Annotated in this window: 18 protein-coding genes; 9 read left to right on the forward strand and 9 right to left on the reverse strand. The window is 66.9% G+C overall.

Features of this window, described 5'->3' with window-relative positions:
• Positions 1-2: 2 nt before the first annotated feature.
• The 3 genes from ACSC1Y_RS09495 to ACSC1Y_RS09505 all read right to left on the reverse strand — a co-directional run bounded on the left by ACSC1Y_RS09495 (position 3) and on the right by ACSC1Y_RS09505 (position 2,084).
• Positions 3-425, reverse strand: a complete 423-nt coding sequence (locus ACSC1Y_RS09495; RefSeq protein ID WP_435334590.1) for a DUF8146 domain-containing protein — start codon at positions 423-425, stop codon at positions 3-5.
• A 104-nt stretch (positions 426-529) separates the two neighbouring features.
• Positions 530-1,147: an RPA family protein gene (locus ACSC1Y_RS09500; protein WP_435334591.1), complete on the reverse strand. Its 618-nt coding sequence runs from the start codon at positions 1,145-1,147 to the stop codon at positions 530-532.
• A gap of 1 nt (position 1,148) precedes the next feature.
• Positions 1,149-2,084: a replication factor A gene (locus tag ACSC1Y_RS09505; RefSeq protein WP_435334592.1), complete on the reverse strand. Its 936-nt coding sequence runs from the start codon at positions 2,082-2,084 to the stop codon at positions 1,149-1,151.
• A gap of 229 nt (positions 2,085-2,313) precedes the next feature.
• Here ACSC1Y_RS09505 and ACSC1Y_RS09510 point away from each other — a divergent pair, with 229 nt between their 5' ends.
• Entirely contained in the window at positions 2,314-2,589 is a 276-nt protein-coding gene (locus ACSC1Y_RS09510; protein ID WP_435334593.1) for a DUF7091 family protein, read from the forward strand.
• Positions 2,571-3,584, forward strand: a complete 1,014-nt coding sequence (locus ACSC1Y_RS09515) for a mannose-1-phosphate guanylyltransferase (protein ID WP_435334594.1) — start codon at positions 2,571-2,573, stop codon at positions 3,582-3,584. Before ACSC1Y_RS09510 ends, ACSC1Y_RS09515 begins: the two co-directional genes overlap by 19 nt.
• Before the next feature lie 27 nt (positions 3,585-3,611).
• Here ACSC1Y_RS09515 and ACSC1Y_RS09520 read toward each other — a convergent pair whose 3' ends face one another.
• The gene (locus ACSC1Y_RS09520) at positions 3,612-4,397 is read right to left on the reverse strand and encodes an SDR family oxidoreductase (protein WP_435334595.1); all 786 of its coding nucleotides are present in this window, start codon (positions 4,395-4,397) and stop codon (positions 3,612-3,614) included.
• Positions 4,398-4,592: 195 nt separating this feature from the next.
• Between ACSC1Y_RS09520 and ACSC1Y_RS09525 the strand changes: the two genes are divergently transcribed.
• A complete protein-coding gene (locus ACSC1Y_RS09525; RefSeq protein WP_435334596.1) occupies positions 4,593-5,456 on the forward strand; it encodes a hypothetical protein in 864 nt (287 codons plus the stop codon).
• A gap of 55 nt (positions 5,457-5,511) precedes the next feature.
• Here ACSC1Y_RS09525 and ACSC1Y_RS09530 read toward each other — a convergent pair whose 3' ends face one another.
• The 3 genes from ACSC1Y_RS09530 to ACSC1Y_RS09540 form a co-directional block, all read right to left on the reverse strand.
• Entirely contained in the window at positions 5,512-5,877 is a 366-nt protein-coding gene (locus ACSC1Y_RS09530) for a DUF952 domain-containing protein (protein ID WP_435334597.1), read from the reverse strand.
• Positions 5,878-5,901: 24 nt separating this feature from the next.
• A complete protein-coding gene (locus ACSC1Y_RS09535) occupies positions 5,902-6,378 on the reverse strand; it encodes a Tfx family DNA-binding protein (RefSeq protein ID WP_435334598.1) in 477 nt (158 codons plus the stop codon).
• A gap of 76 nt (positions 6,379-6,454) precedes the next feature.
• Positions 6,455-6,919, reverse strand: coding sequence for a TRAM domain-containing protein (locus tag ACSC1Y_RS09540; protein WP_435334599.1), 465 nt, complete (start codon positions 6,917-6,919; stop codon positions 6,455-6,457).
• Positions 6,920-7,092: 173 nt separating this feature from the next.
• Here ACSC1Y_RS09540 and ACSC1Y_RS09545 point away from each other — a divergent pair, with 173 nt between their 5' ends.
• On the forward strand, positions 7,093-7,776 hold the full coding sequence (locus ACSC1Y_RS09545) for a hypothetical protein (protein ID WP_435334600.1): 684 nt from the start codon (positions 7,093-7,095) through the stop codon (positions 7,774-7,776).
• Positions 7,777-7,827: 51 nt separating this feature from the next.
• The gene (locus ACSC1Y_RS09550; protein WP_435334601.1) at positions 7,828-8,490 is read left to right on the forward strand and encodes an HAD family hydrolase; all 663 of its coding nucleotides are present in this window, start codon (positions 7,828-7,830) and stop codon (positions 8,488-8,490) included.
• 61 nt (positions 8,491-8,551) lie between these two features.
• On the opposite strand, the gene ACSC1Y_RS09555 is transcribed toward ACSC1Y_RS09550, so the two are convergent.
• Both ACSC1Y_RS09555 and ACSC1Y_RS09560 read right to left on the reverse strand, forming a co-directional pair.
• On the reverse strand, positions 8,552-10,897 hold the full coding sequence (locus ACSC1Y_RS09555) for a DEAD/DEAH box helicase (RefSeq protein ID WP_435334602.1): 2,346 nt from the start codon (positions 10,895-10,897) through the stop codon (positions 8,552-8,554).
• A 77-nt stretch (positions 10,898-10,974) separates the two neighbouring features.
• Entirely contained in the window at positions 10,975-12,384 is a 1,410-nt protein-coding gene (locus tag ACSC1Y_RS09560) for an MATE family efflux transporter (RefSeq protein ID WP_435334603.1), read from the reverse strand.
• A gap of 138 nt (positions 12,385-12,522) precedes the next feature.
• On the opposite strand from ACSC1Y_RS09560, the gene lipA reads away from it, so the two are divergent.
• The 4 genes from lipA (at position 12,523) to ACSC1Y_RS09580 (ending at position 17,494) form a co-directional block, all read left to right on the forward strand.
• On the forward strand, positions 12,523-13,467 hold the full coding sequence (lipA, locus tag ACSC1Y_RS09565; protein WP_435334604.1) for a lipoyl synthase: 945 nt from the start codon (positions 12,523-12,525) through the stop codon (positions 13,465-13,467).
• A gap of 364 nt (positions 13,468-13,831) precedes the next feature.
• Positions 13,832-14,938 (forward strand): pyruvate dehydrogenase (acetyl-transferring) E1 component subunit alpha, encoded by a 1,107-nt coding sequence (gene pdhA / locus ACSC1Y_RS09570; RefSeq protein WP_435334605.1) that lies wholly within the window; start codon positions 13,832-13,834, stop codon positions 14,936-14,938.
• Between the two features lie 2 nt (positions 14,939-14,940).
• Positions 14,941-15,948 (forward strand): alpha-ketoacid dehydrogenase subunit beta, encoded by a 1,008-nt coding sequence (locus ACSC1Y_RS09575; RefSeq protein WP_435334606.1) that lies wholly within the window; start codon positions 14,941-14,943, stop codon positions 15,946-15,948.
• A gap of 1 nt (position 15,949) precedes the next feature.
• Positions 15,950-17,494 (forward strand): dihydrolipoamide acetyltransferase family protein, encoded by a 1,545-nt coding sequence (locus ACSC1Y_RS09580; protein WP_435334607.1) that lies wholly within the window; start codon positions 15,950-15,952, stop codon positions 17,492-17,494.

The raw sequence follows: 17,494 nt of genomic DNA on the forward strand, positions 1-17,494 counted from the left end.
GGTCAGTCGCTGAGCCGGTAGGGCGAGTCGTCGTCGGACCCGGTGTTCAGGTCGAGGTCGTCGAGGTGGATGACGTCCTCGGGGGCCTCCGCGTCGTCGAGGTTCTGGCGGAGGTGCGTGACGTACTGTTTGTACTCGTCGAGCTGTTCGCGAAGGTGTTCGGCCTCGAGTTCGAGCCGCTCGTGCTCGCGGACGAAGCTCTTGGGAACCTCGACCCGTGGCGGCCAGTCGGTGACCTGCCCGCTGGCGTCCGGCGCCTCGTGCTCCGGGACGACAGCGACCTGCCCGTCGTGGGCGACGAGCATGTCGACGTAGTCACGAAAGACCGACGAGAGCGAGATGTCGCGCTCTTCCGCGATCTCCTGGAGCGTCTCGAATGCGTCCTCGTTGACGCGGAAGGAGATGGTCTTGTTCTTGTTGCCCATGCTAACAGGAGTATACGTATCCGTCTACTTGTAGCTTCGTCAGACGGGGATAGGTGGATGACGCGGGGCTTCCCCGTCGGCGTCAGTTCCGCTCGCTCACTGCCTCAGGGCGTCGCTTCGACTTCGTCGTCCTCGGGTTCGTCGCCGTCGACCGCGCCGTCCATGCTCTCGAGCGCCTGCACGACCTCGTCGCGGTACATCCCGAGCAGCTCGGGGTCGTAGTGCTCGCGCGCCATGGCGGCGTACTCGTTGGTCTCGTCGTCGAACGCCTCGATGCGGTCGAGGGTTCGCTCGGCGGCTTCGACGACCCAGCGGTTGCGGGTGGCCTCGTCCACCGCGGTGATGGACTCCGGCCGCAGAGAGACGTTGATGCTGCCGTCGTCGGTCTCGAACGTTCGTGGCTTGCCGACCACGGAGACGTACGCCGGCGGTTCCGTGTCGCGTAGGAACGCGGCGGCGTCCGGCTGGTACTGCCCAGCGTAGACGAAGAACGTCCCCGTCGGGTCGACCACGCGGCCGCGCCAGTACTCGGAATCGTCACCGATGTCCTCCGTCTCGGTGAGGGTGCCAACGACGAACACGCGGTTCGCGCGGTCGCCGGTCGGCAGGAGCGCGAAGTTGGGTGCGCGCTCGTCGTCGGACTCTTTGAACGTGTACGTCGCGTCGTTGAACTCTCGTGCGAAGACGCGCTTTGCGACTTCGCGGGTGGGTGCCTGGCTCATATCACATCGACCTCGCGCGGATGAGTGCCGCTTCACTGCTCGGACTGGTCGTCAGCTCTTCGACGTCGTCGGCGAGGACGTACCGGCCGAAGGTCGGCCCGGAGACGCGGTAGTACGTCCCCATGATCTTCTCGCGGATCTCGTCCGCGACGACCGTCGTGTCGAGTGCGTCCATCGCCATCTGCTTGGCCTCGTCGAGCGTGATGCCTGCGACGGCCTCGGTGGCGTCCTTGTCGAAGATGACCTCGTGGGCGTCGATGCCGTCGTCGACGACGGCCTTGATGCGCAGGTCGAACTCGCCTTCGCCCTCGCCGTGTTCGGTGCACCGCCCGTTCTGGAGGACGCGGGTGCAGTCCTCCTCGGGGCAGCGCTTGATGAGGCCGCTCCCGGACTGGATGTCCACGAGCGCGCCCTCGACCGTGGTCGAGTCGTCGCCGACTTCGACCTCGTGGTCGAGTTCTTCGATGCCCGTCGTCCGGTTGAGCTTGACCGAGAAGTTACCCTCGTACTCGTCGCTGACGACGTTGGTCAGCCGGTAGGATTTCCCCTCCTCGAGTTCGGGTAGCTCGGAGGTCGTGAAGGCGATGAACTTCATCGTCCCCGACTCGTCGCCGAGCAGGCCGACCTGGGCGACGGCGTCGGAGCGGGGCTCCCAGAGCTGGGTGACCTTCGCCTCGACGTCGAGCCACTGCTCGTCCTGGTCGATGTCGTTGAGGAGCATCTGCTCGCTGCCACCGCCGCTGGCGACCTCGTCGCGGTCGAGGCCGGCCTGTTCGAGGTAGTGGCTACGGACGGAGCGGACCGCCTCGTCCATGGGTACCTTGAACTCGTTGACGAGGCTGTCGAGCCGCGTCTCTACGTCGTCGACGGTGACGTCGTCCAGATGCTCGGAGAACTGTTCGTGTATGTCTTCCGCGTGCTGGCGCACATCAGTCATGGTCTCTCTGTCTCCGCGTGTGTTTCTGTGGGAGACGTACCGACGTTGGTGCGCGATGCTATTTAAACTACCGTGAGGGCGGAGTGAAAGTGAAACTGGTCACCGGTTCGAGTACGAGTTCAGGTCCGGGAACGAGTTCGGAATCGGCCCCTCCACCGACGTGCATTAGTGGTCCCGCCCGCTACGAACGAACAGATATGCGACCGTTCGTCCCCGGGAGGTGCTCCTGGTGAGCGACCGCGGCATCGGCGGGTTCGTCCGTCGGGCGCTCCGGTCCGCGGGCCGGCAGTACGCCAAATCGCGCGAGGAGTTCACGACGGGTCACAAGGTCAGCCGACTCCCCCGCGACGAGTACGGCCGGGTCCAGATCGTCTGTCGCCGCTACGTCGAACAGCGGGCCGTCAACCTGAACGAGGCCGCGGTTCCCGAGTGCTACGACCACGAGAACCCCGACTGTCGGGGCTGTCTGGAGGACATCCGCGAGGGGTGCATCGAGACGTGGTGACGACCGTCGCGCTCGTCCTCGCGGGGGGAACGGGAACCCGGCTCTACCCGGCCAGCCGGAGCGACCGGCCGAAGCAGTTCCTCCGGTTCGGGGGCGACGACTCGCTCCTCACGGAGACCGTCTCCCGCGTCGGGTTCGCCGACGAGACGTACGTCCTCACCGGCGACAGCTACGCCGAGCAGGTTCGCGAGCACGCGCCGAAAGCTGGCGTCCTGGTCGAACCCGCGGGAAAGGACACCGGTCCGGCACTGGCGTACGCGGCCCGCCGGATTCGCGAGCAGGTCGGCGACTGTGTCCTGCTCTGCGTCCCGAGCGACCACCACGTCACGGGCGCGTTCGCCGACGTCGCCACCCGTGCATGTAAGGTTGCAGTGGAAACGGGGGGGTTGGTCACGATGGGCGTGACGCCGACCCGGCCCGCAACGGGGTACGGGTACATCGAGCCCGGCGAGTGGGACGAGAGCGAATGGGACGCTGGCGAGGGGACGGTCGCTCCAGTCGCCGAGTTCCGCGAGAAACCCGACGTCGAGACCGCTCGCGAGTTCGTCGACGCGGGCTACCTCTGGAACGCCGGCATCTTCGCGTGGACGCCCGACGCCTTCCTACGGGAGTGCGAGGGCACGCCACTCGAACCCATCGCGACCGCCGACGACCCGGACGCCGGGTTCGACGCGGCCGAGTCCGTCAGCGTCGACTACGCGGTGCTGGAACGCACGGAATCGGCCTACGTCGTCCCGGCGGACTTCGACTGGGACGACCTCGGCTCGTGGGACGCGCTCGAACGCCTGTTCGACGGGGAGAACGCGGTGCTCGGCGACGCCTTGACGGTCGACGCCAGCGGGAACGTCGTCGCCGGCGACAAGCACGTCTCGCTCGTCGGGGTCGACGACCTCGTGGTCGCGGCCTACGACGACCGGGTGCTCGTCGTGCCGAAATCGGAGGCCCAGCGGGTCAGGGAGGTCGTCGCTGCGCTGCGAGAAGAGGAGCGATTCTGAGGTGCGGAACCGGCGAACGGTTCGGGCTTAGCTGCGCGTCCGGCCGCCGTCGATGGGGACGCTCGCCCCGTTGACGAACCCCGCCTTCTCCGAGGAGAGGAACGCCACCACGTCGCCGAGTTCCATCGGGTCGCCGACCCGTCCCATCGGGATGTCGTCCGCCCAGGAGGCCAGTCCTTCCTCGTAGCTGTCGAACTCGCCGCGTTCGAGCGACTGCTCGACGAGTTCCTTGATTCGACTCGTCTCGTGTGCTCCGGGCATGACCACGTTCGCCCGAACGTCGGGTGCCCACTCGCGCGAGACCGTCTTCGCCAGCCCCACGACGGCCCGGCGAACCGCGTTCGAGAGGACGAGGCCGTCGATGGCCTCCGTGACGCTGGTCGAGGTGATGGCGACCCAGCTGCCGGCGTCGCTCTCGACGAGGTGCGGATGCGCCTCCTTCAGCGTCCAGACTGCGCTCATCACGAGCAGGTCGTAGGCCGCGTAGAAGTCCTTCTCCGTCATGTCGAGGAACGGGCCGGAGGGCGGGCCACCCGCGGAGGTGACGACGTGGTCCAGCCCGCCGAAGGCTTCGACGGTCGTCTCGACGATGTCCGTCACGTCGTCCGGGTCGGTGATGTCGCCCTGCCGGGTCAGTACCTCGCCGAAGCCGTACTCCTCGATCTCCTCCTCGGCGGCTTCGAGTCGGGCCGCGTCCCGGCCGCAGATGGTCACGTTCGCGCCCTCGCGGGCGAGTGCCTTCGCGCTCGCGAGGCCGAGGCCCGACGAGCTGGCGGTCACGAGTGCCGTGTTCCCTTCGAGTTCAAGGTCCATACCGGGTCACACGGTGGCATGCACCTAAATCCCTGAGGCCGCGGCGAGTTCGACCCGTTACGGCCGTCCGCAGCCACCAGCGACGTGGTTCGAAAATCGTACACATTTCCACAATATCCGGATCTCCGATGACAACATCGGCGTTCAGTACGGTCATTCAGAAGACTTATGACTTCGAACAGATGTGACTGGATTATGAGAAAATTTGCCCCGCTGGCGCTCGCCGCACTCGTCCTCTTCAGTGGGTGCGTCGGCGTCATCGGCGACGACACTGCGTCGGGGCCGACCGAAGTCGACCCCGCCGACGCGGACCTCCCGCCTGGCGTCACCGAGTCTGGCCTCGAAGACCCTGAGGCTCTCGTCGCGGCTCACAAGGAGACGCTGAACCGCGAAGGCTTCGTCCTGCGTGGACACCACGTGTTCACTGCATCGAGCAATCGAGACTCGGAAGAGAAACGGGAATACAAGAACGAGTCCATCAACGTGACCGTCGCCCCCGGCGGAACACCGTTGCTGATCGAGACGCGATTCCATGACGACTCGGCCGTCACCAGTGGGCAGATCTGGGCGAACGAGTCGACCAACTTCGGACGGCTCGTCCACGGTAACAACTCTACTGTCGTCGGTTCGAAGGGCGAGCCCAACCTCAAGTGGATCCAGAAGCCGACCAAGGCTCCCGTGTACGAGCTATATCTCACCCTGGGGAACCCGAACTACACAATCGAGAAGGTGGTCGAGCGTGACGGTCACACCTTCACCACACTCGTCGCAAACGAAACGGTGGAAGTCGGCGAGGATGGTGACACCAGAAACCACACCGCTCGGTTCGTCGTCGACGAACGTGGCATCGTTCACGAGGCCGTCATCGACCACGAGAACGGCCCCGACACGGGCCACCTCGAGTATCGAATCGTCGAACTCGGACCGGAGCCACCGGAAGCGCCAGCCTGGACCGACAACGTCACCGAATGGGCGCCGGAGTCAGAGTCACTGGTGAGTACGACTGATACGTCGCTCGACCGGTATCCGACTGTAGACCGAACGAGCGTCGTTCGATAAGGAATCCCTCGTTCTCCAGCAAGAGAGGTAGTGTTTGCGCTACTCTCGCCCGAGCTCACTCCGGCCCTGCCCCGGACTTCGCCACTTCCGCCTCCACCATCGCCACCGATATCGGGAGCCCGAACTCTCCCGAATCCGTGATGGGGAACGGGACGACCGACACGATGGCCTCCTCGTTCAGCGGGCCGTAGACGTGCGGAAAGTCGTTCTCGTACTTGACCTCGGCATCGAGCTTCGACTCGTCGATACAGAGCAGCAGCGAGTCGTCCGGAAAGTCGTTCGCGGGGTGGTTCGCCACGTCCTCGACCTGCTCGGGCGTCGAGCAGTGGACGAAGCCCTCGTCGTCGAGGCTGTCGGGCCGGTACGAGTCGGCGTCGTCGTCCCACTCGGACTCGGGGACGATGTGCAGGATGAGTCCCATACAGGTGCAGAGCGGGCCGAGGCCCTAATCGCTGTCCGTCTGTCTTCGGACTCGAACCGTGCCGTCGGTCGTCACGCTCACGAGCAGGTCGTCGCGGACCTCACGGCCCTCGACGGCGTCGCCGGCGGCGTCGTTGACGACCTTCATCAGGTCGGGTGCGGTGTAGGGGACCTTCACGTCGACCTCGTCGCAGGCGTCGTAGACCGTGGCGGGAACGTCGTACAGGTCGGTGCCCTCGGGGAACGGGATGCGCACTGGTGCGGCGAGGGCGTCGGCGAAGGCGACCGTCTCGCGCGCTTTCGCGACGTTGTCGCGGGCGGTGGACTCGATGCTGGAGATGTTCGCACGGGAGGTCCCGAGCAGGTCGGCGATGGCGGCCTGCGCGTAGCCGCGCTCTCGAAGCGCCAGCACCTCGGCCTGCCGGCGGGTGAGCACGCTCGCGGACGCGTCGAAGCCGGTCTCGTCGAGGATGTCGTCGGCTGTTGGCAACTCCTCGTTCATGGCGGGCGGTACGGGCCGCGCTGCGAAAAAGGGTCGGTGGACTGTCCGTGAGAGTGGGGACGCCGCCGAGGGCGGCTTACTTGCCCCAGAAGTTCTCGCGCGAGCCGAGGCGTTCGCGGCTGGCGCGGCCGCGCCGGCCGCTGTCTCGGTTGCCGCGGTTGCCCTTCTCACTCGTTGCCGACGATTCCTCGTCCTCGTCCTCCTCCTCCATCGGGAGGCGCTCGACGGGGTCGGCGCGGGCGTGGTTGCTGAAGACCTTCGTTACCTTCACCTTCGCGCGGGCGTCCGGCAGGATGCCGTCGACCATCACGATGAAACCGTCCTCGGTGCGGCCGACGCCGGCACCCGACTCGTGGATGTCGGTGACGTCCACGACGATCTCCTCTCCCGGCTTGACCGGCTGGGTCTTCAGGTCGGCGATGGGCTGGTCGTAGTTCTGGCACCACTCCATCCCGCCGCGGTCGCCGTAGTGTGCACATCCCATCCCGGCGATTCGCTCCTCGAACCGGGGGCAGTCGTCCGCGAGTGGACAGTCCGACATGGATGCGAATAACGAGTGAGCCGCCTAAACGCTTGCCCTTCGTGGAATCGGACAGAAGCGTCCGTCTGTCGGCCGCTCGGGGACGACCCGGCGGACGCACCGTACCGGGACAGCGCCGGGCGCTCGCTGCCCCGAGCGACACCGTTTCACGCCTGCCGTCCCGAGCACCGACCATGTCCCGCCGCGTTCCCGAGGCGGCCATCGTCGTCGGCGTCCTGTTCGCCAGCACGTGGCTCGTCTTCCCGCTCCTGGTCGGGGAGTTCGCCGTCCTCACCGAGCCGATGGCCGTCCTCGGATACGTCGGCGTGGCCGCCCTCCTGTGCTATCCGTTCGCCGCGTACACGCTCCTGGTGGCGGACGCCCCGGACGAGACCGTGCCGCCGCGACCCGTCTTCGCGGCCGGTACCCTGGCCGGGTTCGTACTCGCTGGTGTCGGCGTCCTCGGTGGTGTCCCCCTACTCGGCCTGCTCGTCGGCCTCGTCGTCGCGGTTCCGCCGGCGGCCTACGCGCTGGCGTACCGGGTGATTCGGCCGCCGCCGGGGCCGACGCTCGCGGCTGGCGGGCTGCTCGGTCTCGCCTGCGTCGGCACCGGACTCGTTCTCGCCAGAACCACCCTCGCCGGGGTGGTCGCCCTGCTGGCGTTCGCCCCGGCAGTCGTCGCCTACGACCGACTGGCCCGGAACCGACTGCCGACACGGACCGTCCTCGGCAGCGTCGCGCTGGCCGTCCTGGCGGTCGCCGGACTGGGGTTCGTACTCGGCCGCACCCCCGAAGCGGTACTCACCGCCGCGCTCACGGTCGGCTTCGGAGGGATGGTCGCGGCGCGGTTCGTCGCCGAGACTCCGGGACGGCGGTAGCCTGTTGCTGCAACCCCCGGACCGAAGTACCGCGGTCACCTCGTTCCCACCATGAGCCACGAAGCGGTCCTGTTCGACATGGACGGCGTGCTGGTCGACTCGGAGGACTACTGGGTCGAGCGCGAGCGCGAGGAGATACTCCCGTGGGCGGTCCCCGACCACGAGGTCCCCGTCCGCGAGATAACCGGGATGAACTACCGCGAGATTCACGACTACCTCGCGGCCGAGTACGACGTCGCGGTCTCGAAGCAGGAGTGGGTCGACCGGTTCGACGAGACGGCCGAGACCATCTACACGGACGAGGTCGAGCTGCTCCCCGGCTTCCGTGACTGGCTGACTGCTCGTCGCAGTGCCGGGATACCCGTCGCGCTGGTCTCCTCGTCGCCGCACCACTGGCTCGACACCGTCTGCGAGCGGTTCGAACTGGAGTTCGACGCCGTCGTCAGCGCCGAGGACCTCGACGGCCCGGGTAAGCCGGAACCGGACATCTACGAGTTCGCCGCGGCCAAACTCGGCCTCGCCCCCGAGGACTGCGTCGCGGTCGAGGACTCCGAACACGGCGTCGCTTCCGCGGCAGCCGCGCGGACGACCTGCGTCGCCTACCGTTCGGGAGCCGACGACTCGCTCGACCTCTCTGCTGCTGACTTCGTCGCGGAGACGCCCGAGGAACTGCTGTCGCTGGTCGACGAGCTGTTGAACGTCGAGTCGCCGTAGAACCGGGCGGAAGTTGTTGTACCGCGCAGCTGACGCTGGCCTGCGCAGCCGACGCCGACTTTCAGTCCTGCACCCGGACCGTCCGCGTCTCCTCGACCGGTACCAGCGGGAGGTCCGGGAACGCGACCGAGACCTCGTAGGTCAGTTCGTCGTCGGTCGCGCCGAAGACCCCGACCGGAACCGTCGCCGGCTCCCCCAGGTAGGTCTCGGCGCTGCTCATCTCGACGCCGTTGACGGTCACGCGGATGCCGGCGTTCGCGCCGCCAGCGACGTTCTTGACCGTCACGTCGCACATCTCGTTCTCGCCGCGGCGGATGGTCTCGGGGAAGTCGCCCCACTCGACGACGACCTTGGGGAGCCCGGTCGCTCCCTCGTGGACTTGCTCGGCGACGCCCTCGGAGAGACCGGCCCGGACGAGGCCGTCGACGCCCGAATCGACCACGTCGCCGGGCGTCTGCAGGCCCTCCTTGGCGAGCTTGCTGGCGCGGCCGGAGCCGACGCCGTCGATGGCGGTGAGGCCGACCGCATCCGGCGGCACCCCGTTCTCGACGCGGGCCTCGACACGGCTGGCGACGTTGGTCGCGTGGGCGTCGGCGAAGCGGTCGAGGAACGCCTGCAGTGCGGCGAGCAGACGCAGCCCGTTCTGTTTGATGACCCAGGCGTCCGAGCGGAGGTCGCCCGGCGTCGTCCCGTTCATCGACCCGACGAGGATGGCGAGCACCTTGCGGCCGCCAGCGTCCATGTCGCCGGTGCGCTGCCCGGTCAGCATCGCGTCGACGGCCTCCTTCTCGGAGTGGCGGGCGCTGACGCTGTCGAACTCGGCGGCCGTTGCGACCGCCCCCAGCACAGCCTTCTCGCCGATACCGTCACGCTCGGCGAGGTCCTTGAACCGCTCCGCGGTCTCCAGTCTGAGGTAGTACTTCGAGGCGAGGACGCCCAGTCCCGTGGCCGACACGGAGAGGTCGTCGCCGGTCTCGACGAAGCCGCGGTCGACCAGCGACTCGAGGACGCCCCGGACGCGCTCGCGGAGGTCCGCGAAGTCGTACGCTTCGGGGTCCGACTGGGCCCGCTGGTAGTAGAACGTCGTCTCCAACCAGGCCATCACGTCGTCGAGGTCGCGGATGGTCCCCATCGCGATTTCGGCGTTGAGGTGAGCGTCCAGATTCTCTGCCAGCCGACTCTCGATGTCTTTGCCCTCGCGGAGCAGGCGGCGGTACTTTCCTGCATCCGAGCCGTCGCAGACGACCCAGCCGTAGCCCACGTCGTCGTAGCCAGGTCGCCCGGCGCGCCCGAGCATCTGGAGCACGTCGAGCGGGCTCATGTCGACCTCGCCCTCGAGCGGGTCGTGCAGCTTCGTGTCGCGGATGACGACACAGCGGGCGGGCATGTTGACGCCCCACGCCAGCGTCGAGGTCGAGAACAGCAGGCCGAGCTTACCCTGCTTGAACCAGTCCTCGACGCGGTCCTTGTCGTTCTTCGAGAGTCCGGCGTGGTGGAACGCGACCCCGTCAAGACACGAGTTCCGCAGCGTGTCGTTGTCGAGCTCCTGCGTCTCGGTGTGGAAGTCGTAGTCGCCGCGGGCACCCATCGCCACGTCGCGCTCGGCGATCTCGTCGCGGGCTTTCTTCGCGGCCTGCACGGTGTCCTGCCGCGAGGAGACGAACACGAGCGCCTGTCCGTCGTCATTGAGGTGCGGCTCGGCGAGGTCGATGGCGCGGTAGAGTCGGCGGTACTTGTCCGCGAAGGAGTTCTCGCCGTGGCTGTACGTCTTGACGCCGGCGTTGAGGTCGACCGGCCGGTAGTCGTCGGTGAACTCGAACGTGTTCTCGGGCGGGGCGTCCAGCCAGTCGGCCACGTCCTGGACGTTCGGCATCGTCGCCGAGAGGGCGACCACGCGCGGGGCACAGAGCCGACGGAGCCGCGAGATGGTCACCTCGAGGACGGCCCCCCGCCTGTCGGAGTCGAGCAGGTGGACCTCGTCGATGACGCAGACGTCGACGTCCGTGATGAAGCTGTAGCGCGAGGTGTCGTGCTTGCGCGTCGCCGAGTCGAGCTTCTCCGGCGTCATAACGAGGATGTCTGCGTGACGCGCCCGGCGCGGATTGAGGTCACGTTCGCCGGTCACGACGTAGACGGAGTAGCCCAGCTCTTCGAACCGCTCCCAGTCGGCCTCCTTCTCGTTGGTCAGTGCTCGCAACGGCGCGATGAACAGCGCGGTACCCCCCACGTCGAGCGCCCGACAGATGGCGAGTTCGGCGAGGGCGGTCTTGCCACTCGCTGTCGGCGCGCTCGCGACGACGTTCTCCTCCGAGTCGAGCAGCGCGGGCAGCGCCTCCCGCTGCATGCGGTTGAACTCCTCGAAGGCGAAGGCGTCGGCAAAATCTGGTACGACCTCGGCGACCTCCATTCTCGTTCCATAGCCAGTGGGCCGGTGTCAAGAACGTTTCCGTACCGGGGCGAAAGTGACAGGGCCCCGGGTCGGCCTCAGCCCGCCGATTCCGCTGCCTTCTCGGCCGCGCGCTCCAGCATCCCGTCGGCGGTCGAGTAGCGGTAGTAGACGGCCAGCCCGAGGGCGGCGAGGATGTTCGAGAGCGTCACCCCCCAGAAGACGGCGACGACGCCCATGTCGAGGACGTAGACGCCGACGAGCGCGACGGGCAAGCGGACGCCCCAGTACTGCGCCATCGACGTGACCATGCTCGTCTTGGTCTTCCGCGCGCCGTTGAACCCCGCCCGGAACAGGTAGGTCGCGCCGATGGCCCAGTAGCCGATGGCGAGTATCTGGAGGTAGCTGACCGTGAGCTCGAGGGCGGCTGGCGTGATGTCCGGGACGAAGAACGTCGCGATGGCTTCCGGGACGAGGAGCTGTGCGCCCCCGACGACGAGCATGGCGAGGACGATCATGCCGGTGCCGGTCCACGTGGTCTGTCTGGCCCGACCCGTGTTGCCGGCGCCGAGGTTCTGCCCGACGATGCTCTGGGCGGCCTGGCTGAATCCGTTCGCGGGGATCCACGCGATTGCGGAGATGCGCGCGCCGAGTGTGTAGGCAGCGAGACCCGGCGCACCGCCAGCCGCGAGGACGACGCTCACGAGGACGAGTCGAACTGCATCTTGTGCGAGACGCTGCCCGGTGCTCGGTGCACCGACGTCGACGAGCTCCCGCCAGTCGTCGAGGTCGAAGACCGCAGACGCGCGGGTGAAGGTGAACGTATCGCGCCCGCCGAGCGCGTAGTAGAGGATGAGGAGCATTCCCGCCAGGTAGCCCAGCGCGGTGGCGAGCCCCGCGCCCCGGACGCCCATCCCCTGGATGGGACCGACGCCCCAGATGAGAAGGGGGTCGAGCGTGAGATTGACCCCGACGCTGACGACGTTCGCGTAGAACGCTGGCCGGGAGTCGCCCCACCCGACGAAGCCGCCCTCGGTCACGTCCGATACGACCGCGAACGGATAGCCGAGAGCGTACATCGCGAAGTACCCTGCTGCGAGCGGCCCTACGGGTGAGCCGGGCCGGAGGATGCCGACGACGCCCTCGATGAGCGGCTCTGCGCCGACCACGGCGAGCATCGACAGTGGAATCAGTAGAGTGAGCCCGAGGATGGCGCCGTTGAACGCGACCTTCCTGGCGCCGAATTCGTCGTCGGCGCCCACGCGTTGTGAGACCACTATCTGCGTCGCGACGAACGGAAGTAAGAGGAACGCGGAGAGGACCGACGTGAGCGGAAAGACGAGCCCGACCGCCGCGACCGCGTTCTCGCCGATCTGTCCGACCCAGAAGGCGTCGACGACGAGCTGGGCGAACTGGACCAGGTTCTGGGCGACGAGGGGGGCGGCGAGGAAGACGAGAGCTCTGGGTATCGACCCAGAGGTGATGTCATCGCGGGACACGTCGAACATTCACTAGTTCTTGACTGGTACGCCAACCACATAAAAGTCTACCGTCCATCACCGATGAAAACGGTTGGCTGGTTGAAGATTCATGCAGGGGCACCCGAATCCCCACGCTTTTTCACCGCGCCACGCGCAGGTGGTTGCATGAGTCGCTCGCGGAAGCCCGACTGGTTGAAGATGCGACCGCCGGCGGGCCGGGAGTTCACCGACATCAAGCAGACGCTTCGCGACCACGACCTCAACACGGTCTGCGAGGAGGCGAACTGTCCGAACCTCGGCGAGTGCTGGAGCGGTCGCAACGGGACCGGCGACGGCGGGACGGCGACGTTCATGCTGATGGGTCACCGGTGCTCGCGTGGCTGCAACTTCTGCGACGTCGAAACCGGGGGTATGGAGCCGCTGGACCCCGATGAACCCGCGAACGTCGCCGACGCCATCGCGGAGATCGGGCTGGACTACGTGGTCCTGACCTCTGTCGATCGAGACGACTTACCCGACCAGGGGGCGGGCCACTTCGCCGAGACCATCCGCGAGATAAAGAAACGACACCCGGGTATCCTCGTCGAGGTCCTCATCCCCGATTTCCAGGGTGAACCCGAACTCGTCCGAAAGATAATCGACGCCGACCCGGACGTCATCGCGCACAACATCGAGACCGTGGAACGGCTCCAGTGGCCGGTCCGAGACCGCCGTGCGGGCTACGAGCAGTCGCTGTCGGTGCTCGAGCAGGTCTCGCGCGAGTCCGACATCTACACGAAGACGAGCCTGATGCTCGGCGTCGGGGAGTACGCCCACGAGATATGGCAGACCCTGTCGGACCTTCACGAGATAGACGTCGACGTGGTGACGCTGGGACAGTACCTCCAGCCGTCGCTCACCCACCTCGACGTCGAACGGTACGTCCACCCCGACGAGTTCGACACCTGGCGGGCCGTCGCCGAGGAGGAACTCGGCTTCCTCTACTGCGCCTCCGGGCCGATGGTCCGGTCGTCGTACAAGGCCGGCGAGCTGTTCGTCGACGCCGTGTTGCGGGACGGGCAGTCCGTCGAGGAGGCCAGAGAGGCCGCCCGGAGAGCGGCGGGCGATTAGTCCTGGCGCTGTTTCGCTACCTTGTTCTCGGGTCTCTCGTCCGTGACCTCCGCACCGGTAGCTCGGAGCTTCGTCTCGTCATCGCGAAACTCGTCCGCGAGTAAACCGCCAGACCGCGGCCTGTTTCGAGCTATCTAGTGACACGGCAAAACCCGCCCACTCGTCCAGAATCCCGCCGGGAAAACCGTGATAGTCCAACGAACTCCGCCAACCTTCACTCGAAAATTAAAAACTGTACGAATTTCCGCGGAATATCGTTAATCTTTGCGACTGAGTGGCAAGAATGGGAGTGAAAGCAACGTTTTTACGAAAACAATATAACGCGAGCGCGAGTCGTGTCAGCCATGTCAAGGTGGGTTCTCCCGTGAGCACGCTACAGCACAACCCCCGCGACCGGGTTCAGATACTCGACGACGCGGGTCGAGTCCTTGACCACGCGGACGTTCCAGACATCGACGACGACGAGCTCGTCGAGATGTACAAACAGATGCGGCTGGCCCGCCACTTCGACCAGCGAGCCGTCAGCCTGCAGCGGCAGGGCCGCATGGGAACGTACCCGCCCCTCTCGGGGCAGGAGGGCGCACAGGTCGGTAGCGCCCACGCGCTGGACGACGACGACTGGCTGTTCCCCTCGTACCGGGAGCACGCCGCCGCACTCGTCCGTGGTCTCTCCCTGAAACGGACACTGCTCTACTGGATGGGCCACGAGCAGGGTAACGCCGTCCCCCCGGAGGCGAACATCTTCACCGTGGCGGTCCCCATCGCGACGCAGGTCGTTCACGCGACCGGCGCGGCGTGGGCCTCCAAGCTGAAGGACGAGAACAAGGCGTTCATCTGTTACTTCGGCGACGGCGCGACCTCGGAGGGCGACTTCCACGAGGGACTCAACTTCGCCGGCGTCTTCGACACGCCGAACGTCTTCTTCTGCAACAACAACCAGTGGGCCATCTCGGTCCCTCGGGAGAAGCAGACGGCGTCGGAGACCATCGCCCAGAAGGCCAACGCCTACGGCTTCGACGGCGTCCAGGTCGACGGTATGGACCCGCTCGCGGTCTACCAGGTCACCAAGGACGCGATCGACAAGGCGAAGAACCCGGGCGACGCCCGGCGTCCGACCCTCATCGAGGCGGTCCAGTACCGCTTCGGCGCCCACACGACGGCCGACGACCCCTCGGTCTACCGCGACGACGCGGAGGTCGAGAAGTGGAAGAAGAAGGACCCCATCCCGCGGATGGAGACGTTCCTCCGGGAGCACGGTCTGCTCGACGACGAGCGCGTCGACGCGATCACCGCCGAGATCGAGGACGACGTGGCGGCGGCCATCAGCGAGGCAGAGACGTACGAGCGACCCGACCCCGAAGAGATATTCAAGCACGTCTACGCCGACATGCCCCGCAAGCTGCAGGAGCAGCTCGCGTGGTTCAACGAGGTTCGTGAAGAGTTCGGCGACGACGCACTTCTGGAGCACTAACAATGTCTACGCAAGAACACGCATCTGAGACGGAGAACCTGACCCTGGTCCAGGCGGTCCGGGACGGCCTGGCCACGGAGATGAGCAACGACGACGACGTCATCGTCATGGGCGAGGACGTCGGCAAGAACGGCGGCGTCTTCCGCGCGACGGAAGGCCTCTACGACGAGTTCGGCGAGGACCGTGTCATCGACACGCCGCTGGCAGAGTCCGGCATCATCGGCACGGCCATCGGTATGGCCGCCTACGGCCTGAAGCCGGTCCCCGAGATACAGTTCATGGGGTTCATCTACCCCGCCTTCGACCAGATCGTGAGCCACGCCGCACGCCTGCGCACCCGCAGCCGCGGCCGGTTCACCTGTCCGATGGTCGTCCGCGCACCCTACGGTGGCGGTATCCGCGCTCCGGAGCACCACTCCGAGTCGACGGAGGCCATGTTCGCCCACCAGCCCGGCCTGAAGGTCCAGATTCCGAGCACGCCCTACGACGCGAAGGGGATGCTCATCGCGGCCATCCGCGACCCGGACCCGGTCCTGTTCCTCGAGCCGAAGCTCATCTACCGCGCCTTCCGTGGCGAGGTCCCGACCGGCGACTACGAGGTCCCGCTCGGTGAGGCCGCGGTCCGCCGGGAGGGCACGGACATCTCCGTGTTCACCTGGGGCGCGATGACCCGGCCGACGATGAAGGCCGCAGAGGAGCTCGCGGAGTCCGACGGCATCGACGTCGAGGTCGTCGACATCCGCTCCATCTCGCCGCTCGACGAGGACACCATCGTCGAGTCGTTCAAGAAGACGGGCCGCGCGGCGGTCGTCCACGAGGCGCCGAAGTCCGGCGGCCTCGGCGGCGAGATAGCCTCCATCATCCAGGAGGAGGCGCTCCTCTACCAGGAGGCACCGGTCAAGCGCATCACCGGCTTCGACACGCCGTTCCCGCTCTACGCACTCGAGGACTACTACCTCCCCGAGCCGGCGCGCATCAAGAAGGGTATCCGCGAGGCGATGGACTTCTAAGATGGTACGAGAGTTCAAGCTCCCCGACGTCGGTGAAGGCGTCGCAGAAGGCGAACTGGTATCGTGGCTCGTCGAAGAGGGCGACACCGTCACCGAGGACCAGCCGGTGGCAGAGGTCGAGACGGACAAGGCACTGGTCGAGGTGCCCTCGCCCTACAACGGGACGGTCAAAGAACTGCGCGCCAAGGAGGGCGAGATGGTCCCCGTCGGCGACGTCATCATGGTGTACAACGTCGAGGGCGAGGACGACCTCGATGCGGTCGGTGCGGACGAACCTGCGGAAGCCGAGGAAGATGCTGCTGAGGCGGCCGCGGAGGAGGAAGCCGAAGAAGCGCCCGAGACGCCCTCGGGCCGCGTCTTCGCACCCCCGAGCGCCCGCAAGCTCGCCCGCGAGCTGGGCGTGAACATCGAGAACGTCTCCGGCAGCGGTCCCTCGGGCCGCATCACGGAACAGGACGTCCGCGCACACGCGGACTCCGGCGGCGAGCCGGAGCCCGCGACGGCGGAAGCGGATGCATCCGCCGCAGAGGCGGCGGCCGCCGACAGTGGCGCAGCCGAGGCCGAATCTGCGTCCACCGATTCCGGTGGCTCCGGCGGCCAGATGGCCCAGACCATCCAGCGCCCCGAGGCCGCAGACCGCGAGAAGACGCTCGCGGCACCCGCGACCCGGCAGCTGGCGAAGGAGAAGGGCGTCGACATCAACGCCGTCCCCGCCGTCGAACAGCGCGAGGGTCAGGCGTTCGTCACGCCCGAAGCCGTCACGGAGTACGCCGAGGCGCAGCAGCAGGCCCAGCAGGCCGACGCACAGGCCCTGGCCGCCGGCGAGGACCGCCCGCGCGAGGAGCGCACCCCGTACAAGGGCGTCCGCAAGGCAATCGGCGACCAGATGCAGAAGTCGAAGTACACCGCCCCCCACGTCACCCACCACGACGAGGTCGACGTCACGGGCCTCGTCGAAGCTCGCCGCGAGCTCAAACCCCACGCGGAGGCGAAGGACATCAAGCTGACCTACATGCCGTTCGCGATGAAGGCGGTCACGGCCGCCCTCAAGGAGTTCCCGAAGCTCAACTCGTCGCTCGACGAGGAGAACGGCGAGATCGTCCAGAAGAACTACTACAACATCGGCGTCGCGGCCGCGACGGACGCGGGTCTGATGGTCCCGGTCGTCAAGGACGCGGACCGGAAGGGCATGCTCCAGCTCTCCTCGGAGATGAACGAGCTGGTCGCGAAGGCCCGCGACCGCTCCATCGCGCTGGACGAGATGCAGGGCGGGACGTTCACCATCACGAACGTCGGCGTCATCGGCGGCGAGTACGCCACGCCCATCATCAACTACCCCGAGGTCGGCATCCTCGCGCTGGGTGCCATCAAGAAGAAGCCCCGCGTCGTCACCGACGAGAACGGCGAGGACAGCATCGAGCCGCGTCACGTCATGACGCTCTCGCTCTCGTTCGACCACCGCATCATCGACGGCGCCTACGCCGCACAGTTCACGAACAAGGTCAAGGAGTACCTCTCGAACCCCAAACTCCTCCTACTAGAATAA

It is taken from the genome of Haloarchaeobius lipolyticus (genome assembly GCF_051208015.1).
GTDB lineage: Archaea > Halobacteriota > Halobacteria > Halobacteriales > Natrialbaceae > Haloarchaeobius.

Excerpts from the sequence above, each read along its gene's own strand:
- ACSC1Y_RS09540 (WP_435334599.1), bottom strand. The coding sequence starts at position 6,919 with ATGTCGGACTGTCCACTCGCGGACGACTGCCCCCGGTTCGAGGAGCGA.
- ACSC1Y_RS09555 (WP_435334602.1), bottom strand. The coding sequence starts at position 10,897 with ATGGAGGTCGCCGAGGTCGTACCAGATTTTGCCGACGCCTTCGCCTTC.
- ACSC1Y_RS09500 (WP_435334591.1), bottom strand. The coding sequence starts at position 1,147 with ATGAGCCAGGCACCCACCCGCGAAGTCGCAAAGCGCGTCTTCGCACGA.
- ACSC1Y_RS09560 (WP_435334603.1), bottom strand. The coding sequence starts at position 12,384 with ATGTTCGACGTGTCCCGCGATGACATCACCTCTGGGTCGATACCCAGA.
- ACSC1Y_RS09575 (WP_435334606.1), top strand. The coding sequence starts at position 14,941 with ATGTCTACGCAAGAACACGCATCTGAGACGGAGAACCTGACCCTGGTC.
- ACSC1Y_RS09580 (WP_435334607.1), top strand. The coding sequence starts at position 15,950 with ATGGTACGAGAGTTCAAGCTCCCCGACGTCGGTGAAGGCGTCGCAGAA.
- ACSC1Y_RS09530 (WP_435334597.1), bottom strand. The coding sequence starts at position 5,877 with ATGGGACTCATCCTGCACATCGTCCCCGAGTCCGAGTGGGACGACGAC.
- ACSC1Y_RS09505 (WP_435334592.1), bottom strand. The coding sequence starts at position 2,084 with ATGACTGATGTGCGCCAGCACGCGGAAGACATACACGAACAGTTCTCC.
- ACSC1Y_RS09545 (WP_435334600.1), top strand. The coding sequence starts at position 7,093 with ATGTCCCGCCGCGTTCCCGAGGCGGCCATCGTCGTCGGCGTCCTGTTC.
- ACSC1Y_RS09550 (WP_435334601.1), top strand. The coding sequence starts at position 7,828 with ATGAGCCACGAAGCGGTCCTGTTCGACATGGACGGCGTGCTGGTCGAC.
- ACSC1Y_RS09525 (WP_435334596.1), top strand. The coding sequence starts at position 4,593 with ATGAGAAAATTTGCCCCGCTGGCGCTCGCCGCACTCGTCCTCTTCAGT.
- lipA (WP_435334604.1), top strand. The coding sequence starts at position 12,523 with ATGAGTCGCTCGCGGAAGCCCGACTGGTTGAAGATGCGACCGCCGGCG.
- ACSC1Y_RS09520 (WP_435334595.1), bottom strand. The coding sequence starts at position 4,397 with ATGGACCTTGAACTCGAAGGGAACACGGCACTCGTGACCGCCAGCTCG.
- ACSC1Y_RS09535 (WP_435334598.1), bottom strand. The coding sequence starts at position 6,378 with ATGAACGAGGAGTTGCCAACAGCCGACGACATCCTCGACGAGACCGGC.
- ACSC1Y_RS09495 (WP_435334590.1), bottom strand. The coding sequence starts at position 425 with ATGGGCAACAAGAACAAGACCATCTCCTTCCGCGTCAACGAGGACGCA.